Annotated in this window: 15 protein-coding genes and 1 pseudogene; 7 read left to right on the top strand and 9 right to left on the bottom strand. The window is 51.0% G+C overall.

The window, feature by feature from the left end:
• Window positions 1-63: 63 nt before the first annotated feature.
• Genes HMPREF3139_RS10335 through HMPREF3139_RS10325 form a run of 3 tightly spaced genes read right to left on the bottom strand, consistent with a single transcriptional unit; the run spans window position 64 to window position 6,019 of the window.
• Window positions 64-1,470: an efflux transporter outer membrane subunit gene (locus tag HMPREF3139_RS10335; protein ID WP_107811059.1), complete on the bottom strand. Its 1,407-nt coding sequence runs from the start codon at window positions 1,468-1,470 to the stop codon at window positions 64-66.
• Window positions 1,471-1,526: 56 nt separating this feature from the next.
• Window positions 1,527-4,739, bottom strand: coding sequence for an efflux RND transporter permease subunit (locus HMPREF3139_RS10330; RefSeq protein WP_070462004.1), 3,213 nt, complete (start codon window positions 4,737-4,739; stop codon window positions 1,527-1,529).
• Window positions 4,740-4,750: 11 nt separating this feature from the next.
• Window positions 4,751-6,019, bottom strand: a complete 1,269-nt coding sequence (locus tag HMPREF3139_RS10325; protein WP_070462002.1) for an efflux RND transporter periplasmic adaptor subunit — start codon at window positions 6,017-6,019, stop codon at window positions 4,751-4,753.
• A gap of 226 nt (window positions 6,020-6,245) precedes the next feature.
• Here HMPREF3139_RS10325 and HMPREF3139_RS10320 point away from each other — a divergent pair, with 226 nt between their 5' ends.
• Window positions 6,246-6,881, top strand: a complete 636-nt coding sequence (locus HMPREF3139_RS10320; RefSeq protein WP_070462000.1) for a multidrug efflux system transcriptional repressor MtrR — start codon at window positions 6,246-6,248, stop codon at window positions 6,879-6,881.
• Between the two features lie 65 nt (window positions 6,882-6,946).
• Here the strand turns inward: HMPREF3139_RS10320 and ettA are convergent.
• A pseudogene (ettA, locus tag HMPREF3139_RS10315) lies at window positions 6,947-8,624 on the bottom strand (energy-dependent translational throttle protein EttA).
• A gap of 339 nt (window positions 8,625-8,963) precedes the next feature.
• Here ettA and HMPREF3139_RS10310 point away from each other — a divergent pair.
• The 3 genes from HMPREF3139_RS10310 to pgmB all read left to right on the top strand — a co-directional run bounded on the left by HMPREF3139_RS10310 (window position 8,964) and on the right by pgmB (window position 13,327).
• Window positions 8,964-10,316: an SLC45 family MFS transporter gene (locus HMPREF3139_RS10310; RefSeq protein WP_070461997.1), complete on the top strand. Its 1,353-nt coding sequence runs from the start codon at window positions 8,964-8,966 to the stop codon at window positions 10,314-10,316.
• Window positions 10,317-10,390: 74 nt separating this feature from the next.
• Window positions 10,391-12,649: a glycoside hydrolase family 65 protein gene (locus HMPREF3139_RS10305; RefSeq protein WP_070461996.1), complete on the top strand. Its 2,259-nt coding sequence runs from the start codon at window positions 10,391-10,393 to the stop codon at window positions 12,647-12,649.
• Window positions 12,650-12,661: 12 nt separating this feature from the next.
• Window positions 12,662-13,327, top strand: coding sequence for a beta-phosphoglucomutase (pgmB, locus tag HMPREF3139_RS10300; RefSeq protein ID WP_070461995.1), 666 nt, complete (start codon window positions 12,662-12,664; stop codon window positions 13,325-13,327).
• 70 nt (window positions 13,328-13,397) lie between these two features.
• Here the strand turns inward: pgmB and murI are convergent, their stop codons facing one another.
• Window positions 13,398-14,207 (bottom strand): glutamate racemase, encoded by an 810-nt coding sequence (murI, locus tag HMPREF3139_RS10295; RefSeq protein ID WP_049331752.1) that lies wholly within the window; start codon window positions 14,205-14,207, stop codon window positions 13,398-13,400.
• A gap of 61 nt (window positions 14,208-14,268) precedes the next feature.
• Window positions 14,269-15,498, bottom strand: a complete 1,230-nt coding sequence (locus HMPREF3139_RS10290) for a multidrug effflux MFS transporter (protein WP_070461994.1) — start codon at window positions 15,496-15,498, stop codon at window positions 14,269-14,271.
• Window positions 15,499-15,739: 241 nt separating this feature from the next.
• Here HMPREF3139_RS10290 and HMPREF3139_RS10285 point away from each other — a divergent pair, with 241 nt between their 5' ends.
• Entirely contained in the window at window positions 15,740-17,269 is a 1,530-nt protein-coding gene (locus HMPREF3139_RS10285; protein ID WP_070461993.1) for a helicase HerA-like domain-containing protein, read from the top strand.
• 66 nt (window positions 17,270-17,335) lie between these two features.
• Here the strand turns inward: HMPREF3139_RS10285 and HMPREF3139_RS10280 are convergent, their stop codons facing one another.
• The 3 genes from HMPREF3139_RS10280 to HMPREF3139_RS10270 form a co-directional block, all read right to left on the bottom strand.
• Window positions 17,336-18,691 carry a PFL family protein gene (locus HMPREF3139_RS10280; protein WP_036493871.1) on the bottom strand — a complete coding sequence of 452 codons (1,356 nt, stop codon included), beginning with the start codon at window positions 18,689-18,691 and terminating at the stop codon, window positions 17,336-17,338.
• A gap of 15 nt (window positions 18,692-18,706) precedes the next feature.
• Window positions 18,707-18,979, bottom strand: coding sequence for an ACT domain-containing protein (locus HMPREF3139_RS10275; RefSeq protein ID WP_070461992.1), 273 nt, complete (start codon window positions 18,977-18,979; stop codon window positions 18,707-18,709).
• 107 nt (window positions 18,980-19,086) lie between these two features.
• Window positions 19,087-20,226: a polyamine ABC transporter substrate-binding protein gene (locus tag HMPREF3139_RS10270; RefSeq protein ID WP_070461990.1), complete on the bottom strand. Its 1,140-nt coding sequence runs from the start codon at window positions 20,224-20,226 to the stop codon at window positions 19,087-19,089.
• Between the two features lie 328 nt (window positions 20,227-20,554).
• Here HMPREF3139_RS10270 and HMPREF3139_RS10260 point away from each other — a divergent pair, with 328 nt between their 5' ends.
• On the top strand, window positions 20,555-21,091 hold the full coding sequence (locus HMPREF3139_RS10260) for an RNA pyrophosphohydrolase (RefSeq protein ID WP_070461986.1): 537 nt from the start codon (window positions 20,555-20,557) through the stop codon (window positions 21,089-21,091).
• Between the two features lie 68 nt (window positions 21,092-21,159).
• On the top strand, window positions 21,160-23,145 hold the full coding sequence (locus tag HMPREF3139_RS10255; RefSeq protein ID WP_070461984.1) for a DNA topoisomerase IV subunit B: 1,986 nt from the start codon (window positions 21,160-21,162) through the stop codon (window positions 23,143-23,145).
• The last annotated feature ends 213 nt before the right edge of the window (window positions 23,146-23,358 follow it).

The following is a 23,358-nucleotide window of genomic DNA, read 5'->3' as shown; positions in this document are numbered from 1 at the left end:
GCATAACAAAAAGGCCGTCTGAAATCCAAATGTTTCAGACGGCCTTTTAATCTTAGCAAATACTTATTCAGCAGCTTTGGTCTCTCGTTTCAAACCACCGCCAAGTGCTTTATACAAGTCGGCAAGGTTTTCCAAACGGGTCAACTGATTGGCCAAAAGAGCAGTTTCTGCGCCGTAACTGCTGCGCTCGGCGTCCAGCAAATCCAATGCACTGGATACGCCATGTTTGTAGCGTAGGCTGATGAGGCGCAGGCTGTCGTTGTAGGCACGGCTTTGTTTGCTCAAAGCGGCATAGCTTTTATCCAGCTGTTCGCGCGCAACCAACGCATTGGAAACGTCTTTGAATGCGGATTGAACAGCGGCTTCATAAGCAACGATTTGTGCCTGTTGGCGCAGTTTGGCTACGTCAAGATTGGCTTTGTTTGTGCCCCAGTCAAAGATAGGCAGCGTGATTGACGGTGCAAAAGCCCAAATACCCGTACCGCTCTTAAACAGACCGCTCAGCTCGCCGGAAGCGGTACCGACAGAACCGGTCAGGCTGATACGTGGGAAAAACGCCGCACGTGCCGCACCGATATTGGCATTAGCTTGTTTGAGCGCGTGTTCGGCAGCACGGATATCTGGACGGTTGAGCAACACGTCCGAACTCAAACCGGCAGGCAGTTTAGTGATTTTGAACTGTTTACTCAAAGGCAGACCGGCAGGCAAGTCTTCGGGTAAAGGTTGATTAATCAACATAGCCAAAGAATTGCGCGCTTGCTCGCGGTTCTTTACCGCGGATGCGTAATCAGCTTTGGCCGATTCGATCAGCGCTTCCTGTTGGCGCAAATCAACGGCGGAAATCACGCCGGCCTTATGGCGCAATTGCGAGAGCTTGTAAGTCGCTTCACGGGTTTGCAACACGCGTTGTGCCAATGCCATGGCTTCTTCGGCGTAGCGCTCGTTAAAATAGGCTTTGGCAACGGTAGAAATCAAGGCCAGATGGGCGGCATCGCGGTTGGCGGCCACATTAAAATAACCTTGCAACGCGGCTTCGCTGGTGCTGCGGACACGGCCGAAGAGGTCAAGCTCATAAGAGGCTGCGCCCAAACCCACGCTGTATTGGCTGCTAACGCTGCCGCCACTCAAACTGCCTTGACGCGAACCTGTACCGCTGGCATTGACGGTTGGCAACAAATTATTACGCGCAATCATGTATTGCTTGCGGTAGATTTCCGCATTCAGCGCGGCTGTACGCAAATCGGTATTGCGTTCCAATGCGATGTCGATCAGGCGGTGAAGGCGAGGATCGGCAAAGTAATCTTGCCAACCCAATTCGGCTGCACGGATACCGTCGTCAACAGTGTCGTATTTAAACGTATCGGCCACGGCAACTTGAGGCTGCTCATATTTCGGCATCATGGTACAGGCCGACAAAGCCACGGCGGCGGCAACGGCGGTCAGTACAGGTTTGAATGTAATCTTCTTCATTTTAGAATCCTTTAGCATTTTGAGGCCGTCTGAAAATTTTTCAGACGGCCTTTGCTTTAGTGCTTGTCTGAATCGTGTTTACCGTCTTCAATCATGCCGGCTTCAGCGGCGTGTTTGGCGGCCATCTCATGCTCGTGTGCGGTTTCTTTAAAGAATTTGCGCACAACCACATAGAACAAAGGCACAAGGAACACAGACAGAATCGTACCGATCAACATACCCCAGACCACGGTCGTACCAATCGCACGTTGGCTGGCGGAGCTGGCACCGCTGGCAACATAAAGCGGTACCACGCCCAAGATGAAGGCAAACGAAGTCATGATAATCGGACGGAAACGCAAGTGTGCGGCGGCAAGCGCAGCTTCAATCGCGCTCTTACCTTGCGCTTGCAGGTCTTTGGCAAACTCGATAATCAAAATCGCGTTTTTCGCACTCAAACCCATCACCGTAACGAAACCGACTTGGAAGTAGATATCGTTGGCGTATGCCGGAATACTGCCCAGCAGCGCTTCAAACATGTTGCGGCCGGTCACGCCCAATGCCGCGCCAATCAAGCCCAACGGAATCACAAGGATAACCGCCAACGGGATAGACCAGCTTTCGTACAAAGCAGCCAATACCAAGAATATAGCGGCAGCGGCCAATGCATACAACACGACAGTTTGCGAGCTGCCTTTGGCCTCTTCACGAGACTGGCCGCCCCATTCCAGGCTGTAACCGCCACCCATATCATCAACCATTTGCTGTACCGCAGCCATGGCTTGACCGGAAGACACGCCATTAACAGGCGAGCCGGAAAGCTCCATTGCCGGATAACCATTGAAGCGGACGCTTTGTTCCATACCGTTTTCCCAAGAAACAGTAGCAATGGTAGAAAGCGGTACGGCAACGCCGGATTTATTCGGTACAGTCAGGTTCAGAATATCGGCAGGCTGCATACGGGCACTCGCATCAGCTTGTACCATCACGCGTTGCAGACGGCCTTGATTCGGGAAGTCGTTTACATAAGACGAACCCAAAGCAGAAGCCAAAGCAGTACGGATGTCAGAGAACGAAATACCTTGTGCTGCTGCGGCAGAGCGGTCGATGTCGATTTTCAACTGCGGCGCATCTTCCAAACCGCTCGCACGAACAGTACTTGGGTTAAACAAACCGCTTTTGCGCATTTTGTCAATCAACTCATTGCGCTTGGCCAATAATGCGGCATGGCCGCTGTTGTTACGGTCTTGCAGGTAAATCGTCAAGCCGGAGCCTGTACCCAATTCCATAATGGCAGGAGGCACAATCGCCAAACCGAAACCGTCTTTCAGCGTAGCCATCATCATGCCGGTCAACTTACCGGAAATAGAAGTCGCATCGCTGCCCGGAGCAGTACGTTCGCTCCAGTCTTTCAGAATGACAAAGCCCAAAGCCATGTTTTGGCCGGAACCGCTAAAACTAAAGCCGGAAACGGTAATAATGTTCTCGATCTCAGGTACAGATTTCGCCAGTTGAGTGATTTGAGCCAAAGTTGCATCGGTACGCTCTTTGGTCGCGCCGGCAGGCAGCTGTACGCTCAACATCAAGTTACCTTGGTCTTCAGTCGGCAAGAAGGAAGTCGGCAGACGCATAAACAGGAATACGCCCACAACAGTCAAACCGATATAGACAACCATCATGCGCAAAGTCTTGCGCAAGACTTTGGCTACCCAGCCTTCGTAGCCGTGTGTCCAGTTGTCGAATTTCTTGTTAAACCAACCGAAGAAACCTTTTTTCTCTTCGTGATGACCATTCTGAATCGGCTTGAGCATGGTGGCACACAATGCCGGAGTCAGCGTCAAAGCAAGGAATGCGGAGAAGCCGATCGATGCCACCATGGTCAGGGCAAACTGTTTGTAAATGTTACCGGTTGCACCGCTAAACATTGCCAGCGGCACAAATACGGACATCAACACGGCAGTAATACCGATCACCGCGCCGGAAATCTGACTCATCGCTTTTTTGGTTGCAGCCTTAGGCGGCAGACCTTCGCTCGCCATAATACGCTCAACGTTTTCAACGACCACAATCGCATCATCGACCACAATACCAATTACCAATACCATCGCAAACATGGTCAATACGTTAATCGACATACCCATATATGAGATAAAGGCAAAACCGCCCAACAGGGAAATCGGCACGACAATAGTCGGAATCAGCGTATAGCGGATATTTTGCAGGAAGAGATAAATCACCAAGAATACCAATACGATGGCTTCCAAAAGTGTATGGATTACTTTCTCAATCGAAATTTCCACAAATTTGGAAGTATCGTAGGGAACTTTCCAGCTCATGCCGTCTGGAAAATACTTCTGCAAAACCGCCATTTTTTCTTTCACGGCAGTCGCCGTTGCCAAAGCGTTACCGCTGTTAGACAGCATCACTGCCATACCGGTAGTGTTGACGCCGTTCAAACGGGTGGAAGAAGAATAATCCTGCATACCCAAGCTGACTTTGGCAACGTCTTTCAGATAGACATTAGAACCATCGATATTGGATACCAAAATGATGTTGCCAAACTCTTCAGCAGTGCTCAGCTGACCTTGCGCCGTCACAGTTGCTGAAATAGTCTGACCTGCAGCCGCCGGCAAAGAACCGATAGAGCCCGCTGAAATTTGAATATTTTGTGTCGCAAGCGCATTGGTTACCGTTGCAAAAGACAGGTTGTAGTTTTGCAGTTTTTTCGGGTCAACCCAAATACGCATGGCGCGTTGCGCACCAAACAATTGTACCTGCCCTACCCCGTCGATACGCTGCAGTTCAGGAATGATATTGCGCTGGGCGTAATCGTTCATTTCCTCAATGGATTGCTTTTCAGAAGAAAGCATGACCACTTGCAAGAAGTTGGAACGCGCTTTAGATACGGTTACACCATATTGCTGTACGGTAGAGGGCAATGTGGACAACACTTCCGACAATTTGTTCTGCACGTCTACCTGCGCCAAATCTTCATTGGTTTCCGGTGTAAACGTCAGACTGACGCTGCCGCTGCCGCTGGAATTGGCAGAAGTCGTCATATAGTCCAAACCTTCCACACCGTACATATTACGTTCGATAACGGCCAGTACGCTGTCTTCCATTACCTGAGCAGAAGCGCCCGGATAAGTAGCGCGCAAAGTAATGGTCGGTGCAGCAACGGACGGATATTGGGAAATCGGCAGTTTTTGAATGCCGAAAATACCCGCTGCGATGATAAAAATCGCAATAACCCATGCAAAAATGGGGCGGTCAATAAAAAACTTAGACATTCACGCGTTCCTTATTTAGCTTCAGATGCAGCTTTAGCTTCAGGCTTGGCCTCGGATGCAGCCTGGCCATCTGAAACTGCCGGTGCTGCTGCCGCAGCACTTGCAGGCGGCGTCCATTCTTTCGGCGTTACCTGTTTAGCACCCGACATAGCGGCAATGCTGATGCCTTCAACAATCACTTTGTCGCCGTCTTTCAGGCCGTCTGTAATCACCCAATTGCTACCTTGCTGTTGGGCAATGGTCACGACACGCGCTTCCATTTCGCTCTTGTCATTCACCACCATCACCGTATCTTGCGAACCGCGGGTAACTGCTTGTTGCGGCACTACAAATGCATTATCCACTGCCACTTGTTCCATCAACACGCGCACATACAAGCCCGGCATCAAGATATTTTTGTCATTAGGAATAGCGGCGCGCAATGTAATTTGGCCGGTCGTTTCGTTAACAGTCGGATCTGCAAACAGCAGACGGCCTTTTTCAGGATAAACCGCACCATCGTCAAATTTGATGCCCACTTCAATCGCGCCGTTTGCCGCCAACAATTTGCCTTCTGCAACCTGTTGACGCAGTTTCATAACCTCACTGGCAGATTGGGTAACGTTGACATACATCGGGTTGGTTTGTTGGATGGTGGCCAAAACAGTGGTATCGCCGGCATTCAACAGCGTACCTTCAGAAACTTTAGATTGACCGATAAAGCCGGAAATCGGCGCAGTAATGCGGGAGCGGTTCAGGCTGATACCGGCAGATTTGATGGCTGCTTGAGCGGATTTGACGCCTGCTTCGGCTGAGCGCTTGGCGGTTACGGCCGCATCGTATTCTTGTTGGCTGATGGCATCGGCGGCAACCAGCGGTTTGTAGCGGGCCAAGTCGGCATTCGCTTTAGCCAAAGTCGCTTGCGCACTCGCCAACTGGGCGCGTGCGCTTTCTAAGTTTGCTTCATAAGTTGAGCTGTCGATTTGGTACAAAGGCTGACCGGCTTGCACATAGCTGCCTTCTTGGAACAGGCGTTTTTGCAAAATACCGCCGACTTGGGCGCGAACTTCGGCAGTACGCAACGATTCCAGACGGCCCGGCAACTCGGTTGTCAATGCAACGGTTTCCGGATGCACGGTAACCACGCGGACTTCAGGCGCAGGTTGATTTTGCTGTTGCTGACTGCCTTGCGCCTGTTGGCCGGCTGCCTTCTCATCGCCTTTGCCGCAAGCAGAAAGCGCCAATGCAGTAGCCGCCGCAATCGCCGCGACACGCATCATTTTAGAAGCATAAAGAGCCATAATTTTCCTATCTCTATGATAAATAAGGGTTTGACTAATTAAAAATTGATTACTTTAATTTCATATTTCATAAGCAGAAATTGCCTGCTTTTGTGAAAAACAGGCTGATTATATAGTGTTGAGAAACACTATATAATATTAAATTGAATTATACATACATTCTTGCATGTTCAGAAGTAATTTTTTATAATCCGAACCATAAATTTACATTTCCTACAAAACAACTATGAGAAGAACCAAAACCGAAGCCTTAAAAACCAAAGAATATCTCATGCTTGCCACATTGGATACGTTTTATCAGAAAGGCATTGCCCGCACCTCGCTTAACGAAATTGCCCAAGCCGCAGGCGTAACGCGCGGCGCGCTGTATTGGCATTTCAAAAACAAAGAAGATTTGTTTGACGCCTTGTTCCAACGGATTTGCGACGACATCGAAAGCTGCATAAAAGAAGACTCGAACAACAATAACGAACAGGCTTGGTCAAGCTTCCGACTGACCCTGACCCGTTTTTTCGAGCGCCTGCAACACAACGAGCTTCACTATAAATTCCACAGCATTTTGTTTTTAAAATGCGAACACACCGAGCAAAACGAGGCGGTCATTGCCATCGCTAAAAAACACCAATCACTATGGCGTGAAAAAATCGTTGCTGTCCTGACTGATGCGGTACAACAAAAAGCGTTGGCGGATAATTTGGATATCGATATGGCAGTCATCTTCATCAAGTCTTCATTAGACGGCTTTATTTGGCGCTGGCTTTCTTCAGGTCAAGGCTTCGATTTAGCTCAAACTGCCCCACGCATGATTGAAATCATCATTGATACATTGGAAAACCATCCGCAATTAAGAAAACAATCATAAACATCAAAAATAAAAGGCCGTCTGAAACATTAAAAGTTTCAGACGGCCTTTTGGTTCAAACCTGCTTAACGTGTTACCGGTTTGTAACGGATACGTTTCGGTTTCGCGCCCTCTTCGCCCAAACGGCGTTTCTTGTCGGCTTCGTATTCCTGATAGTTGCCGTCGAAGGAACACCCATTTAGAGTCGCCTTCACAAGCCAAAATATGCGTAGCGATACGGTCGAGGAACCAGCGGTCGTGCGAAATCACCATCACGCTGCCGGCAAATTCCAACAATGCGTCTTCCAGCGCACGCAGGGTTTCCACGTCGAGGTCGTTGGACGGTTCGTCCAGCAGCAACACATTGCCGCCGCTCAACAAAGTTTTTGCCAAGTGCAGACGGCCGCGTTCGCCGCCAGACAATTGACCTGCGATTTTGCTTTGGTCGCTGCCTTTGAAGTTGAAGCGTCCCAAATATTGGCGGGCGGGAATTTCAAACTGACCAACCTGTAAAATGTCGCGGCCTTCGGCAATATTGTCGAACACGGTTTTATCGTTTTGCAAACCTTCGCGGCTTTGGTCGATCAAGCTCATTTTCACGGTTTGGCCGATTTTCACTTCGCCGGAATCAGGCTGCTCTTTGCCCGAAATCATTTTGAACAGCGTCGATTTACCCGCACCGTTCGGGCCGATGATGCCGACAATCGCGCCCGCAGGCACTTTGAAGCTCAAATCGTCAATCAGCACTTTGTCACCGAACGATTTGGAAACGTTCACAAATTCAATCACTTCGTTACCCAAACGCTCGGCAACAGGGATAAAGATTTCCTGCGTTTCATTGCGTTTTTGGTATTCGTAGTTGCTCATTTCTTCAAAACGAGCCAAACGCGCTTTGGACTTGGCTTGGCGGCCTTTGGCATTTTGGCGCACCCATTCCAATTCCTGCTTCATCGCCTTCACGCGCGCAGCTTCGGATTTCGCCTCGTTTTCCAAGCGTTTTTCTTTCTGCTCCAGCCAAGACGAGTAATTGCCTTTCCACGGAATACCGTGTCCGCGGTCGAGTTCCAAAATCCATTCGGCGGCGTTGTCGAGGAAGTAGCGGTCGTGCGTTACCGCAACCACGGTACCTGGGAAGCGTACCAAGAATTGCTCCAGCCATTCGACAGATTCTGCGTCCAAGTGGTTGGTCGGCTCGTCCAGCAGCAGCATATCAGGCTTGCTCAACAAAAGTTTGCATAAAGCCACTCGGCGTTTTTCACCACCGGACAAATTGCCGATTTTGGCATCCCAATCAGGCAGACGCAGCGCGTCGGCAGCGATTTCCAATTCGTGTTCCGCACCGCCGCCCGTGGACGAACCAGCCGCAATAATCGCTTCCAAGCGACCTTGTTCTTCCGCCAATGCGTCAAAATCCGCATCAGGATTGGCGTACTCGGCATACACTTCTTCCAAACGTTTTTGTGCGGCAGCCACTTCGCCCAAACCGCTTTCCACTTCCTCGCGCACGGTTTTTTCAGGATCAAGCTCAGGCTCTTGCGGCAAATAGCCGATTTTAATGCCACCCATCGGCACGGCTTCGCCCTCAAATTCTTTATCCACGCCCGCCATAATCCGCAGTACAGTAGATTTACCCGCACCGTTCAAACCGAGCAAACCGATTTTTGCACCAGGAAAGAATGAAAGGGAAATGTCTTTAATAATGGTTTTTTGCGGCGGCACAACCTTGCTCACGCGCAGCATAGAATAGACGTATTGTTGGGACATAGTTTTCTCGTTTCCGTCAAACAAATTTCAGACGGCCCATTTTAACCTATTGCCCAAATACTTGCTTGTTCAAATGCCGTCTGAAAATAGAAATAAGATCAAAATATACACCGCGCCGAACCGATACCCTCATTGCCCGACGGTATCAATGCCAAACCGCAAAAAATTTGATTTAAGCCAGTTTATCCTTGAACTGGCATTGCCAATATCCGGCGCGCTTCATAAAATGCACCTATATCCTTGAAAGTACGCACACAAACAATAACGACAGAGAACGCCACACCAAGGAACCTTTCAGATTTCTCAATAAAAATACTTTTTAAAAAAAGGATTTACCTCATGTCGGAAAATACGCAAAAAACAGCAAAACAAGGTTTGCCGTCACTGGCAAAAAGTACGATTTGGATGCTGAGCTTCGGCTATCTCGGCGTTCAGACGGCCTTTACCCTGCAAAGCTCACAAATGAGCCGAATTTTTCAAACTTTAGGCGCCGACCCGCACAATTTGGGCTGGTTTTTCATTCTGCCGCCATTGGCCGGTATGTTGGTTCAGCCGATTGTGGGCTACTACTCAGACCGCACTTGGATGCCGCGCCTGGGCGGTCGTCGTCTGCCCTATCTGCTTTATGGCACGCTGATTGCGGTTATCGTCATGATTCTGATGCCGAACTCGGGCAGCTTCGGTTTTGGTTACGCTTCTTTGGCAGCTTTGTCGTTTGGCGCGCTGATGATTGCGCTGTTGGACGTGTCCTCCAATATGGCAATGCAGCCGTTTAAAATGATGGTCGGCGACATGGTCAACGAGGAGCAGAAAAGCTACGCCTACGGGATTCAAAGTTTCTTAGCGAATACGGGCGCGGTTGTGGCGGCGATTCTGCCGTTTGTGTTTGCGTATATCGGTTTGGCGAACACGGCCGAAAAAGGCGTCGTGCCGCAGACCGTGGTCGTAGCATTCTATGTGGGCGCAGCGTTGCTGATTATTACCAGTGCGTTCACCATCTTCAAAGTCAAAGAATACGATCCGGAAACCTACGCTCGCTATCACGGCATCGATGTCGCCGCGAATCAGGAAAAAGCCAACTGGTTCGAACTTTTGAAAACCGCGCCTAAAGCGTTTTGGACGGTGACTTTGGTGCAATTCTTCTGCTGGTTCGCCTTCCAATATATGTGGACTTACTCGGCAGGCGCGATTGCAGAAAATGTTTGGCAGACAACAGACGCCTCTTCCGTAGGCTATCAGGAAGCAGGCAACTGGTACGGCGTTTTAGCTGCGGTGCAATCCATTGCTGCCGTTATCTGCTCGTTTATTCTGGCAAAAGTACCGAATCAATACCATAAAGTCGGTTATTTCGGTTGCTTGGCTTTGGGTGCGCTCGGTTTCTTCTCCGTTTTCTTCATCAGCAATCAATACGCACTGGTGTTGTCTTATACCTTAATCGGTATTGCGTGGGCCGGTATCATTACCTATCCTTTGACGATTGTGACCAATGCCCTCTCAGGCAAACACATGGGTACTTATTTGGGCCTGTTCAACGGCTCTATCTGTATGCCTCAAATCGTCGCCTCCCTGCTGAGCTTTATCCTCTTCCCTATGCTGGGCAGCCATCAGGCAACCATGTTCTTGGTTGCAGGCGCAGTCTTGCTGCTGGGAGCCTTCTCAGTATGTCTGATTAAAGAGACCCACGGCGAATAATCCATCCATACCATCGGCAAAGGCCGTCTGAAACCTTTGCCGAACTTACAATTTTAATAATAGGAGCTTCATAAATGTACACGAGAATCATGGAAGTTAGCCCTTGGACACTGCGTTCGACAAAACTGGAAAAAGAGCACAAACGGCTGCAAGAGAGCCTGACCAGCTTGGGCAACGGCTATATGGGTATGCGCGGCAACTTTGAAGAAACCTACTCCGCCGACAGTCACTTGGGTACCTACATCGCCGGTGTGTGGTTCCCCGACAAAACCCGCGTCGGCTGGTGGAAAAACGGCTATCCCAAATATTTCGGCAAAGCCATCAATGCGCTCAATTTCAGCAAAGTCAAAATCTTTGTCGATGGTCAAGAAGTGGACTTGGCGAAAAACGACGTTGCCGACTTCTCCGTCGAACTCGATATGCAGCACGGCGTGTTGCGCCGCTCATTCACCGTATTCGGCGTGCGTTTCGATGTGTGCAAATTCCTGTCGGTCGCACAAAAAGAGCTGGCTCTCATCCGCTGGGAAGCCGTATCCGTTGACGGCAAAACCCACCAAGTCCGCATCGATTCCATCATCGATGCTGATGTGAAAAACGAAGACTCCAACTACGAAGAAAAATTCTGGCAGGTATTGGACAAAGGCGTTTCAGACGACCGCTCCTACATTGCCACCCAAACCGTCGCCAATCCTTTCTGCGTAGAGCAATTCATCGTCAACGCCGAGCAAACCTTCGCTAGCAGTTTCAAAGCCCTCGGCGGCAGCCAAACCGACTGGCAAGTTTCTAATTCTTTCGAGGCCGAAGTCGGCGGCACACCCAAAACCTTTGAAAAACGCGTGATTGTTACCACCAGCCGCGATTATCAGGGCTTGGAAGCGGTGAAAGCCGCAGGCCGCGCCTTGTCGGAAAAAATCGCAGGCGTTGCATTTGAAACCTTGTTGGACGCACACAAAGCAGGCTGGCTGCACCGTTGGGAAATCGCCGACGTGGTTATCGAAGGCAGCGACGAAGCGCAGCAAGGCATCCGTTTCAACCTGTTCCAACTGTTCTCCACCTACTACGGCGAAGACGCGCGCCTGAACATCGGTCCGAAAGGCTTTACCGGCGAAAAATACGGCGGCGCGACCTATTGGGACACCGAAGCCTACGCCGTGCCGCTCTACCTCGCACTAGCGGAACCCGAAGTTACCCGCAACCTGCTGCAATACCGCCGTAACCAACTGCCGCATGCGCAGCACAACGCGCGCGAACAGGGCTTGGCGGGCGCGCTCTATCCGATGGTAACGTTTACGGGCATCGAGTGCCACAACGAATGGGAAATCACCTTCGAGGAAATCCACCGCAACGGCGCAATTCCTTACGCCATCTACAACTACACCAACTACACCGGCGATGAAAGCTATCTTGCCAAAGAAGGCTTGGAAGTCTTGGTCGAAGTGTCCCGCTTCTGGGCGGACCGCGTCCACTTCTCCAAACGCAACGGCAAATACATGATTCACGGCGTAACCGGCCCGAACGAATACGAAAACAACATCAACAACAACTGGTACACCAATACCCTCGCCGCATGGGTATTGGATTACACCCGTGAAGCCCTGGCGAAATACCCGCGTCCGGATTTGAACGTGAGCGCCGCCGAGTTGGAAAAATGGGCGGACATCAGCGCGAATATGTACCGTCCGCATGACGGAGAACTCGGCGTATTCGTGCAGCACGACGGCTTCCTCGACAAAGACATCCGCCCCGTGTCCGCGCTTTCACCCGACGATTTGCCGCTCAACCAGAAATGGTCGTGGGACAAAATCCTGCGTTCGCCCTTCATCAAACAGGCGGACGTCTTGCAAGGCATCTACTTCTTCGGCGACCGTTTCAACATGGACGAAAAACGCCGCAACTTCGACTTCTACGAACCGATGACCGTGCATGAAAGCTCGTTGTCGCCTTGTATCCACGCTATTCTCGCCGCCGAACTGGGCAAAGAAGAAAAAGCCGTGGAAATGTACCAGCGCACCGCCCGTCTGGACTTGGACAACTACAACAACGACACCGAGGATGGCCTGCACATCACCTCCATGACCGGCTCGTGGCTCGCCATCGTCCAAGGTTTCGCCCAAATGAAAACTTGGGGCGGCAAACTCAGCTTCGCACCGTTCCTGCCGAATGCGTGGACAGGCTACGCCTTCCACATCAACTACCGCGGCCGTCTGATTAAAGTCGCCGTCGGTAAAGAAAACGTCGTCTTCACCCTACTCAAAGGCGAACCGCTCGATTTGCAGGTGTACGGCAAAGACATCACGCTCAACGGCAGCCACACCGTTGCATTGGAAAAATAAGGAGGGCGCAAAATGACTTTTACCGCAGTGCTCTTTGACCTCGACGGCGTCATCACCGACACCGCCGAATACCACTACCGCGCATGGAAAAAGCTCGCCGAAGAACTGGGCATCAGTATTGACCGCAAGTTTAACGAGCAGCTCAAAGGCGTGTCGCGCGACGATTCGCTCAAACGCATCCTCGCACACGGCGGCAAAACCGTCAGCGAAGCCGAGTTCGCCGAACTGACCCGCCGTAAAAACAACAACTACGTCGAGATGATTCAGGCAGTCAAACCCGAAGACGTGTATCCCGGCATTTTGCCCCTGCTGGAAGCATTGAAAGTAAACGGCAAAAAAATCGCCCTCGCGTCCGCCAGTAAAAACGGCCCCTTCCTGCTAGAACGCATGGGACTGACCCACTTCTTCGACGCCATTGCCGACCCTGCCGCCGTCGCGCATTCCAAACCCGCCCCCGACATCTTCCTCGCCGCAGCCGAGGGCGTGGGCACGGACATCCGCCACTGCATCGGTATCGAAGACGCCGCCGCCGGCATCGCCGCCATCAAAGCCGCCGGTGCCTTGCCCATCGGCGTGGGCAAAGCCGAAGACTTGGGCAGCGACATCGAGCTGGTCTCCGGCACCGCCGAGCTGACCTACGCCTACTTGCAAAACGTGTGGGAACAGTCGGGCAGATAAAATTCTAAGGAAGTAAAAAGGCCGTCTGAAAACCTGAATCAGGTTTTCAGACGGCCTTTAATATCACCCATCAACCCAATGTTACCATCTCAATCTGTTCCATACTTCTACCCAAAAAGCGTTCGCCTATGGTGCGGAAACGCAGTGGGATGTCGCTGACGTAGAAGCGGTAATCCGGGTTGTCGTTTTCTGTATTCAGCAAACCTGCTTGCGCTAAGGCTTTGGCGGTGGCTTCGGCGGTGGTGATGGCGGAATCGACCAAGGTGACGTTTTGCGCTTCGCGGCCGATAAGCGGCTTGAGAAGTGGGAAGTGGGTACAACCCAACACCAGCGTGTCGATATCATCAGCCAAGAGCGGCTTCAGGTATTCACGTACGGTCAGGCGGGTAACTTCGTGATCGAGCCAGCCTTCTTCCACCAATGGCACAAGCAGGGGCGCGGCTTGTGTGCGCACCAGCGTGTCGTTGTTTTTCGAATGGATGGCGCGCGCGTAGGCATTGCTGTTGACGGTGGTATTGGTCGCTATAATGCCGATTCGGTTGTTTTTGGTGGTTTGCAAAGCGGCTTCCGCACCGGCGGAGATGACGTCCAATACGGGCATATTGCCTGCTTTTTGGCGGATTTTCTGTCCGGCAACCGCGGCAATAGTGTTACACGCGATGACGAGTGCTTTGACATCGTTTTCCAGTAGGAAATCGACAATCTGCATGGCAAAGGTTTCGATGGTGGCACGGGATTTGGTGCCGTAGGGAACGCGTGCGGTATCGCCGAAATAGATGATGTTTTCCATCGGCAGGCGTTCCATCAGGGCGCGAACGTTGGTCAAGCCGCCGACGCCGGAATCGAATACGCCGATGGGGCGTTGTTTGCTGGTACTCATGGTTAATTTCTTCAATATAGTGTTGAGGCCGTCTGAAACCGTTTTTCAGACGGCCCGAAGGTTAAACATATTCTTTTTTATCGTTTTCCATCCAAGCCTGATGCGAGCAAACCCACAACAGCACGATACCGCATACGGTCGAACTCAACATCATACCGGCCATCACCAAGGCGGAACCATTATGTAGCCAAGTCGTTGCCATGCCGACCGATGCGCCGATAAGGGATTGGAACACGCCTAAAACGGCATTTGCGCTGCCGCCCTCTGCGCTGAAATAGCTCATAAAGCAGGCTTGAGTGTTCGCTCCGACCAAGCCTTGCGTACCAACTGAAAACATCACGCATGGCACTAAAGCCCACAAAGGCGGCAAAGACAGCGACAACACCAAAACCGTCATCAGCAGATTGGCGGAAAATTGGACGATAATGCCCCATTTGAGGATGTTTTGCGGATGCGTACCGGTTTTCAAACGCCATGCGGTAACGCGGTTAAAAGACATCATGGTAATGATATTGAGCGCAAATATCCAAGCATATTGGTTTGGTGAAACATGATACAGATTTTGGTACACGAACGACGATTCGGTCAAAAAGGCAAACATCGAACCAAAACTGAAAGCTTGGAAAAACAGATAGCCCATCGCGGCGCGCGTTCTCAAAACACGTTTAAACCTGCCTGCCACCACGCCGAACACGTCCATGCTGATTTTGCCTTTTTGGTGCGGCTTGGGCAGGAAATACCACATCAAACCCCAAAGCAGCAGCGAATAGCAGGCCAGAAAGCCGAAAATCATGCGCCAGCCGCCCAAATTCTGCAAGCCTGCACCAATCATCGGCGCCATCAATGGCACAATCATCAGAATGATGCCGATTAAGGCAAACATCTGCGCGGCTTTGCGTCCGGAATAATAATCGCGCACCATCGCGCCGGAAATCACCACGGTCATCCCCGCGCCAAACGCCTGCAAGGCACGCAAGTTCAACAGCTGCTCGACATTATTCACCATCGTCAAACCGATAACGGCGGCAAAGTAAATGCTCAAGCCCACCAAGGCGACAGGTTTGCGGCCTTTAATATCCGAAATCGAACCGCCGACCACCTGACCAAACGCCACGCCAAACATAAAAAAGCTCAGGCTTTGCTCGATGCGGTGGATGTCCGAACCCAGCGACTTTGCCATTTCGGGAATCGCAGGCAGATAGGCATCGACAGAAAACGGCATCAGCGCGACCAACATCGCCATCAGCACGGCCATGGTTTTTTCGCCCAAAGGGGCTTGTTGTGCAGTCATTCCGACTTTCGCTTTCGTAAAAAATATTCAAAAAACAAAGAAAACAACCGCCTTGTCAGACGGTTGCGGATTGGATGGAATTATAGCAGATTTCAACCTTGTCCAATCACTGCAAAAAAACCTTTGCAAAACTTAAGGCCGTCTGAAACTTTGCTTGGTTGAATCCCCTCGCCGCAAACGTTAAAATGCTTGTTTTTTAAGACAACAAATTGTTTCACATCACGGATTCTAAGGAATAATCATGACTACATTTCAAATTGCGCGTGCCGACGGGAAAACGCTCGAAATCCAAGGCAAAATGGCCAACCGCCACGGCTTGATCGCCGGGGCGACCGGTACGGGTAAAACCGTTACCCTGCGCCGCATGGCGGAAGCCTTCAGCAGCGAAGGCATCCCTGTATTCTTGGTCGATGTCAAAGGCGATTTGTCAGGCATCGCGCAAGCCGGTACCAACAGCGGCAAAGTGGGCGAACGCATCGCCGAGTTTGATTTGGGCGAGCAATGGCTGCAAAATTTCCCCGTGCGCTTTTGGGATGTTTACGGCGAAACCGGTATTCCCGTACGCGTAACCGTTTCCGAAATGGGCCCTATGCTTTTGGCCCGCCTGATGAATCTGAACGACACGCAAGAAGGCCTGCTCAACCTCGTGTTCAAAGTTGCCGACGACAGAGGCTGGCACATTCTGGACTTGAAAGACCTGCGCAGCATGCTGAAACACGTTTCCGACCACGCTTCGGAATACCGCACGCAATACGGCAACGTTTCTGCCGCCAGTATCGGTGCAATTCAACGCCAACTGCTGACTTTGGAAAACGAAGGTGCAGAAAAATTCTTCGGCGAACCTTCCCTCAACCTGCAAGACTGGATGCAAACCGACAACGGCAAAGGCATCATCAACATCCTTAATTCCGAAAAACTGATGCGCTCGCCGCGTATGTACAGCGCGTTTTTGCTGTGGATGTTGGCGGAGTTGTTTGAAACCCTGCCCGAAGTTGGCGATTTGGACAAACCAAAATTCGTGATGTTCTTCGATGAAGCGCATTTAATGTTCGACAATGCCGCCAATGCGTTGGTCGAACAAATCGAACAAGTCGTGCGCCTGATCCGTTCCAAAGGCGTGGGCGTATATTTCGTCACCCAAAACCCGCTCGACTTACCCGATACCATCCTCGGCCAACTGGGTAACCGCGTGCAACACGCCCTGCGCGCCTTCACACCGCGCGACCAAAAAGCAGTCAAAGCCGCTGCCGAAACCTTCCGCAGCAATCCGAATATCAAAGTTGCCGAAGCGATTGCCGAACTGGGCGTCGGCGAAGCGCTCGTTTCCTTCCTCGACGAAAAAGGTATGCCCGAGCCGGTAGAACGCGCCCTTATCCTGCCGCCGCAATCTTCCTTAACCCCGCTTGCCGCAGAAGAGCGCAACCGCTTGTTCCAAAACGATGATTTGTATCCGACCTACAAAGACATGGTGGACAACTATTCCGCTTTTGAAGCATTGGCCGAAGCAGACAGCCAGGCTGCCGCTGAAAAAGAAGCCGCAAATACCGCCAAAGAGCAGGAAAAAGCACAAAAAGCCGCAGAAAAAGAAGCTGCCAATGCTGATCCTGGCATCCTCGGTGGACTGATCGGCGGCTTGAGCGGCGGACGCAAAAAATCTGGCCAAGGTTTGGGCTACAACGTTGCCGACGCCATCGGCAGCCAAATCAACCGCCAAGTAACCAACGCCATTTCCCGCAGCGTAATGGGCATTATTAAAAATATGTTTAAATAATTACCCTGCAAATATAAAAGGCCGTCTGAAAATCAATTTCAGACGGCCTTTTATTTATCAATCCAATCAGTTTTTCATTGATTGAACCGGAGCTGGGATTCTGCCGCCTCGGTTGACAAACACTTCGCATGAGCCTTCTTTAACCGGCATTACAGGCGCGTAGCCCAACAAGCCGCCGAACTCGACGCTGTCGCCGACGGTTTTGCCGGTTACCGGAATAATGCGCACGGCAGTGGTTTTACTGTTGATCATGCCGATGGCGGCTTCGTCAGCAATGATGCCGGAAATGGTATGAGCAGGCGTATCACCGGGAACGGCAATCATGTCCAATCCGACCGAGCAGACGGCGGTCATCGCTTCGAGTTTGTCCAGCGTCAGCACGCCTGCTTCGGCGGCGGCAATCATGCCTTCGTCTTCGGAAACGGGGATAAACGCGCCGCTCAGGCCGCCGACCGCGCTGGAAGCCATCATGCCACCTTTTTTCACAGCATCATTCAGCAAGGCCAAAGCCGCTGTCGTGCCGTGCGTACCGCAGACGCTCAAACCCATTTCTTCAAGAATGCGTGCCACCGAGTCGCCGACGGCAGGGGTTGGTGCTAACGACAAGTCGAGAATACCAAACGGAATATTCAGCATTTTTGAGGCTTCGCGGCCGATGAGTTCGCCCACGCGGGTAATTTTGAAAGCAGTTTTCTTCACGACTTCTGCAACTTCGGTCAGTGTCGTTGCATCCGAATTTTCCAACGCGGCTTTTACAACACCCGGGCCGGATACGCCGACATTGATAACGGCATCCGCTTCGCCCGAACCGTGAAACGCGCCCGCCATAAATGGGTTGTCTTCCACCGCGTTGCAGAACACGACGATTTTGGCGCAGCCGAAACCTTCGGGCGTAATTTCAGCCGTGCGTTTGATGGTTTCGCCTGCCAACTTGACCGCATCCATATTGATACCGGCGCGCGTGCTGCCGATATTGATGGAGCTGCACACGATATCGGTAGTCTTCATCGCTTCGGGAATGGAGCGGATTAACACCTCGTCTGAAGGTGACATGCCTTTTTGCACCAGCGCGGAAAAGCCGCCAATAAAAGACACGCCGATGGCTTTGGCAGCCTTATCCAAAGTTTGCGCCACGCTGACATAGGAATCGGCATGGGTAGCTGCGGCGATTTGGGCAATCGGCGTGACGGAAATGCGCTGATTCACAATCGGTACGCCGTATTTGGCAGACAGATATTTTGCCGTCGCCACCAAGTCTTTGCCGACTGTGGTAATTTTATTGTAAATATTTTGGTTCAACACATTGATATCGCTGCTGATACAGTCGTGCAGATCAATGCCGATGGTAATGGTGCGCACGTCAAAGTTCTGGTCGGCCACCATTTTGACGGTTTCTAAAATCTCGCCGGATTGAATACTCATGACTCTCCCTCCGACTTAAATACGGTGCATGGCTTGGAAAATTTCTTCGTTTTGCATACGGATGTCAAGCACGAGTTTTTTGCTCTCTTCCGCAAACAAATCCAAAACCTCTTGACGCGATTTAGCGCATTTTGAAGTGTCCACCAAAATAATCATGGTAAAAAAATCGTCCATCAACTGTTGGCTGATGTTGAGAATATTGATTTGGTTTTCCGCTAAAATTTTGGAAACGTCGTACACAATGCCCACACGGTCTTTACCGATGACGGTGATGACTGAATTGTTCATAACGCTGTTTCTCCTGATAGGATATTTGAAAAGTGTTGACAATTATAACACTCAGGCCGTCTGAAAAACTGTTTCAGACGGCCTGAGTATTCAAATTTCAATTTTAATTATCGCCCTGCTTTCAAAGCCTGCCATAGGCGAACGCTGAGTTTGCTCGCATCGGTTGACTTGGGAGAGACGATGAAGCTTTTTTCCATCAATTCTTTACTTGGGAAAATCGATTCGTCAGAGGTGTATTTTTCATCCATCAAATCACGCGCTGGACGGCTGGCCGGAGCATAAGTCACATAGTTGCCGTTTTTAGCCGCTGTTTCCGGATTGAGCGTGTGATTGATGTATTTGTGTGCATTGGCCACATTTTGCGCATCACGCGGAATCATCAGCGAATCCACCCAAATACCGACGCCGCTTTTCGGCGCCAATACTTCGACTTCGACGCCGTTTCCGGCTTCTTTGGCACGGGTTTTGGCAATATTAAGGTCACCGCCGTAGCCTACCGATACGCAAAGATTACCGGCAGCCATATCATCGATATAGCCGGATGAGGTAAAGCGTTTGATGTCGGGACGCACTTTTTTCATCATATCGACTGCGGCTTTGATGTCGTCAGGGTTTTCGCTGTTCGGATCTTTGCCCAAATAATGCAAAGCCAAAGGAATCTGCTCGATGGCGCTGTCGAAATAGCTGATGCCGCAGGATTTCAGTTTTTGGGTATATTCAGGGTTAAACACCAAATCCCATTCGTTTTCAGGCAGCTTGTCCGTACCCAAAGCCTTTTGAACCTGCTGTTTGTTAATCGCCAGCGTATTGATGCCCCAGAAATAAGGGACGGCATATTCGTTGCCCGGATCGACGGTTTCCATCATTTTCAACAAATCGGGATCGATATTGGCGTAATCAGGAATTTGCGATTTGTCGATTTTTTGATACGCGCCGGCTTTGATCTGACGGCCGACATTAGCAATAGAAGGTGCAACCAAGTCATAACCCGACTTGCCGGTCAGCAGCTTGGCTTCCAGCGCTTCGTTGCTGTCGTAGTAATCGTAGCGGACGTTGATATGCGTTTTGTTTTCAAACGCAGACAGCGTGGCAGGATCGACATAATCCGACCAGTTGTAGATATTGAGTTTATCGGTTTGGGAAGAGGAAGTTTGAGATGCGGAAGATTCTGCGGCGGTTCCTTGTCCGCCGCTACACGCAGTCAAGACGAGGCTCACGATTGCCGCCGCCATCAAAGATTTTTTCATGGTTTCAGACCTTTTGTTCGGGAGGTAAAAATATTGCAGCGGTGGCAGATGCCACTTACAAAAGGGAAACTGTGGGGGCGGCCGGCATGTGTCCTTTGCCCTTGATTCAGCAAGGTTTGCATTAAACGGCAAAAAGCTTTTGAATGCAAGACCTTAAAGCAGAAAAAAATTTCATTTTTCAGACGGCCTGAAGCTATGGTTTTATTCATAAACAACATTTTTTCAGAAACGGTTTCATGCCGTCTGGAAAAAACTGTGGGCTTATTCAGACGGCCTCAAGATTTGTCAAAACCGCCCAATTTGTGGGAAAATTGCACGATTGAATTTAATGAAGGGCGACCCCGTGTTAGACAGAGAAGGCTATCGCCCCAATGTCGGTATTATCCTGATTAACGAACGTAACGAAGTCTTTTGGGGCAAACGCGTACGCGAACATTCATGGCAGTTTCCGCAAGGCGGCATCAAGCCGGGCGAAAGTCCTGAGACCGCCATGTACCGCGAGTTGTACGAAGAAGTCGGCCTGTTGCCGCAACATGTCAAAATTATCGGCCGCACGCGCGACTGGCTGCGCTATGACGTGCCCAGTCATTGGGTGCGCCGCGAATGGCGCGGTTCGTATCGCGGACAAAAACAGATTTGGTATCTTTTGCGTTTGGTTGGCCGCGACAGCGACGTCAACCTCCGTGCCTGCCATCATCCTGAATTTGACGGCTGGCGCTGGCACCAATACTGGGCGCCGGTTGACGAAGTCATCGACTTCAAGCGCGGCGTGTATTTGGACGCATTGACCGAACTCTCCCGTTTCTTGCGCGGCATAGAAAGCTATGAAGACTTTATCCGTCGCAATCCAATAGAAAACCTATAACCCAAACGCTTTCAGGCCGTCTGAAAGCGTTGTTTTTCATCCTTTCAGACGGCCTTTACATTATTCCTATGGCTAAAAACAATCAATACAGCGAATCCAGCATTACCGTCCTCAAAGGCTTGGAGCCGGTCAAAGAACGTCCCGGCATGTACACCCGTACCGACAGCCCGACCCATATCTGTCAGGAAGTGATTGATAATGCGGCGGACGAGGCGTTGGGTGGTTTTGCAACTGCAATCGACGTGCAAATTCATGAAGACGGTTCGCTTTCCGTCCGTGATAACGGCCGCGGAATTCCCGTCGGCCTACACCCTGAAGAAGGCGTACCCGTAGTCGAACTCGTGTTCACCCGTCTGCACGCAGGCGGCAAGTTCAACAAAAAAGACGGCAGCAGCGCGTATGCCTTTTCAGGCGGTCTGCACGGCGTCGGCGTATCTGTTACCAACGCCCTTTCCACCCGCCTTGAAGTAACGGTCAAACGCGAAGGCAAAGTCCACCGTATCGTCTTTTCCGGTGGCGACGTCATTGAGCCATTGACTGAAGTGGGCAAATGCGCCGTCAAAGACAGCGGCACCGAAGTGCGCGTGTGGCCGGACGGCAAATATTTTGAAAGCCCGAATTACAGCATTCCCGAACTCGAACGCCTGCTGCGCGCCAAAGCTGTTTTACTGCCAGGCGTACGCGTTTCACTGACCCGTCCAGTTAAAGGCGAAAACGAAGCGCACATCCAAACCTGGCACTACCCGGACGGCCTGAAAAGCTATCTGACCGACCTGATTGCTGACGCGCAAGAAGCCGTGCCTATCTTCTCCTGCGAAAACTACATTTCAGACGGCCACAACGGCGATTTCAGCATTGGAGAAGGCGCAGCATTTGCCCTGACTTGGCTGGAAGAAGGCTCATGCGCCAACGAAAGCTATGTCAACCTCATCCCCACCCCACGGGGCGGCACACATGAAGCAGGCTTGAAACAAGCCGTGTTCAACGCAGTCAACAACTTCATCAATCTGCACAACCTCTTGCCGCGCGGCGTGAAAGTGCAAAGAGACGACGTGTTCAGCAAAACTGTCTTCGTCCTCTCCGCCCGCGTCCTCGACCCGCAGTTCCAAGGTCAGACTAAAGACAAACTGACCAACCGCGACGCATTGAAACTTGTTGCCACCGTATCGGGCGACCCTTTGGAATTGTGGCTGAACCAAAACGTGGACTACGGCAAAAAAATCGCCGAACTCGCCATCCGTCAGGCACAAGCACGGATGCGTTCGGTTAAAAAGATTGAAAAGAAAAAAGGCAGCGGTGTCGCTGTCTTGCCCGGTAAGCTGACCGACTGCGAAAGTGAAGACATCCGCGAAAACGAACTCTTCCTCGTCGAAGGCGATTCCGCCGGCGGCTCAGCCAAACTTGCCCGCGACAAAGCCACACAGGCCATCCTACCCCTGCGCGGTAAAGTACTCAACAGCTTTGAAGTTCACCCCGACCAGCTTTTCGGCAACGCCGAAATCCATGATATTTCCGTTGCCATCGGCGTCGATCCACATGGCATCAACGACAATCCCGATTTAAGCGGCCTGCGCTACGGCAAAATTGCCATCCTGTCCGATGCCGATGTGGACGGTTCGCATATTCAGGTTTTGCTGTTGACCCTGTTCTACCGCCACTTCCCGAAACTGGTCGCTGACGGACACATCTACGTCGCCCAGCCTCCGCTATTCCGCGTCGATGTCAACGCACAAGGCAAAAGCAAACCCGCCCGCAAATTCTACGCCCTCGACCAAAACGAACTCGACAGCATTTTGGAGCGACTTCAAAAAGAAGGCGTTAAAGAAACTGCTTATTCCATCAGCCGTTTCAAAGGCTTGGGCGAGATGAACCCCGACCAGCTTAAAGACACCACCATGCCCCCCGACACCCGTCGCCTGTTGCAGGTACAAATCCCCGAAGGCGCAGATGACGAAACACGCGACATCTTCGTCAAACTGATGGGAAAAGGCGAAGCCGCCGCCCGCCGCGCATGGATGGAAAAAGAAGGCGATAAGGCAGAATTGGATATTTAATCTATTATTTCAATAGACTAAAGGCCGTCTGAAATTTTAAAAGTTTCAGACGGCCTTTTTTAAAATCATTAGAAATTAAGGTTAAACAGTATTTCAACACTCCGTTACTTACCTGTTTCTATTTTTGCAGCTTAATTGAGTTGTTAAGACAAATAAAAAAGCACTGATATTATCAGTGCTTTTTAAATAATGGCGCGGCGGACGGGGCTCGAA

It is taken from the genome of Neisseria sp. HMSC15G01 (genome assembly GCF_001808255.1).
Lineage (GTDB): Bacteria > Pseudomonadota > Gammaproteobacteria > Burkholderiales > Neisseriaceae > Neisseria > Neisseria subflava_A.
Note: the sequence above shows the minus strand (reverse complement) of the source record. Positions and strands in the feature narration are given on the sequence as shown.

Coding starts and splice junctions, on each gene's coding strand:
- HMPREF3139_RS10335 (WP_107811059.1), bottom strand. CDS start 1,470: ATGAAGAAGATTACATTCAAACCTGTACTGACCGCCGTTGCCGCCGCC.
- HMPREF3139_RS10330 (WP_070462004.1), bottom strand. CDS start 4,739: ATGTCTAAGTTTTTTATTGACCGCCCCATTTTTGCATGGGTTATTGCG.
- HMPREF3139_RS10325 (WP_070462002.1), bottom strand. CDS start 6,019: ATGGCTCTTTATGCTTCTAAAATGATGCGTGTCGCGGCGATTGCGGCG.
- HMPREF3139_RS10320 (WP_070462000.1), top strand. CDS start 6,246: ATGAGAAGAACCAAAACCGAAGCCTTAAAAACCAAAGAATATCTCATG.
- HMPREF3139_RS10310 (WP_070461997.1), top strand. CDS start 8,964: ATGTCGGAAAATACGCAAAAAACAGCAAAACAAGGTTTGCCGTCACTG.
- HMPREF3139_RS10305 (WP_070461996.1), top strand. CDS start 10,391: ATGTACACGAGAATCATGGAAGTTAGCCCTTGGACACTGCGTTCGACA.
- pgmB (WP_070461995.1), top strand. CDS start 12,662: ATGACTTTTACCGCAGTGCTCTTTGACCTCGACGGCGTCATCACCGAC.
- murI (WP_049331752.1), bottom strand. CDS start 14,207: ATGAGTACCAGCAAACAACGCCCCATCGGCGTATTCGATTCCGGCGTC.
- HMPREF3139_RS10290 (WP_070461994.1), bottom strand. CDS start 15,498: ATGACTGCACAACAAGCCCCTTTGGGCGAAAAAACCATGGCCGTGCTG.
- HMPREF3139_RS10285 (WP_070461993.1), top strand. CDS start 15,740: ATGACTACATTTCAAATTGCGCGTGCCGACGGGAAAACGCTCGAAATC.
- HMPREF3139_RS10280 (WP_036493871.1), bottom strand. CDS start 18,691: ATGAGTATTCAATCCGGCGAGATTTTAGAAACCGTCAAAATGGTGGCC.
- HMPREF3139_RS10275 (WP_070461992.1), bottom strand. CDS start 18,979: ATGAACAATTCAGTCATCACCGTCATCGGTAAAGACCGTGTGGGCATT.
- HMPREF3139_RS10270 (WP_070461990.1), bottom strand. CDS start 20,226: ATGAAAAAATCTTTGATGGCGGCGGCAATCGTGAGCCTCGTCTTGACT.
- HMPREF3139_RS10260 (WP_070461986.1), top strand. CDS start 20,555: ATGAAGGGCGACCCCGTGTTAGACAGAGAAGGCTATCGCCCCAATGTC.
- HMPREF3139_RS10255 (WP_070461984.1), top strand. CDS start 21,160: ATGGCTAAAAACAATCAATACAGCGAATCCAGCATTACCGTCCTCAAA.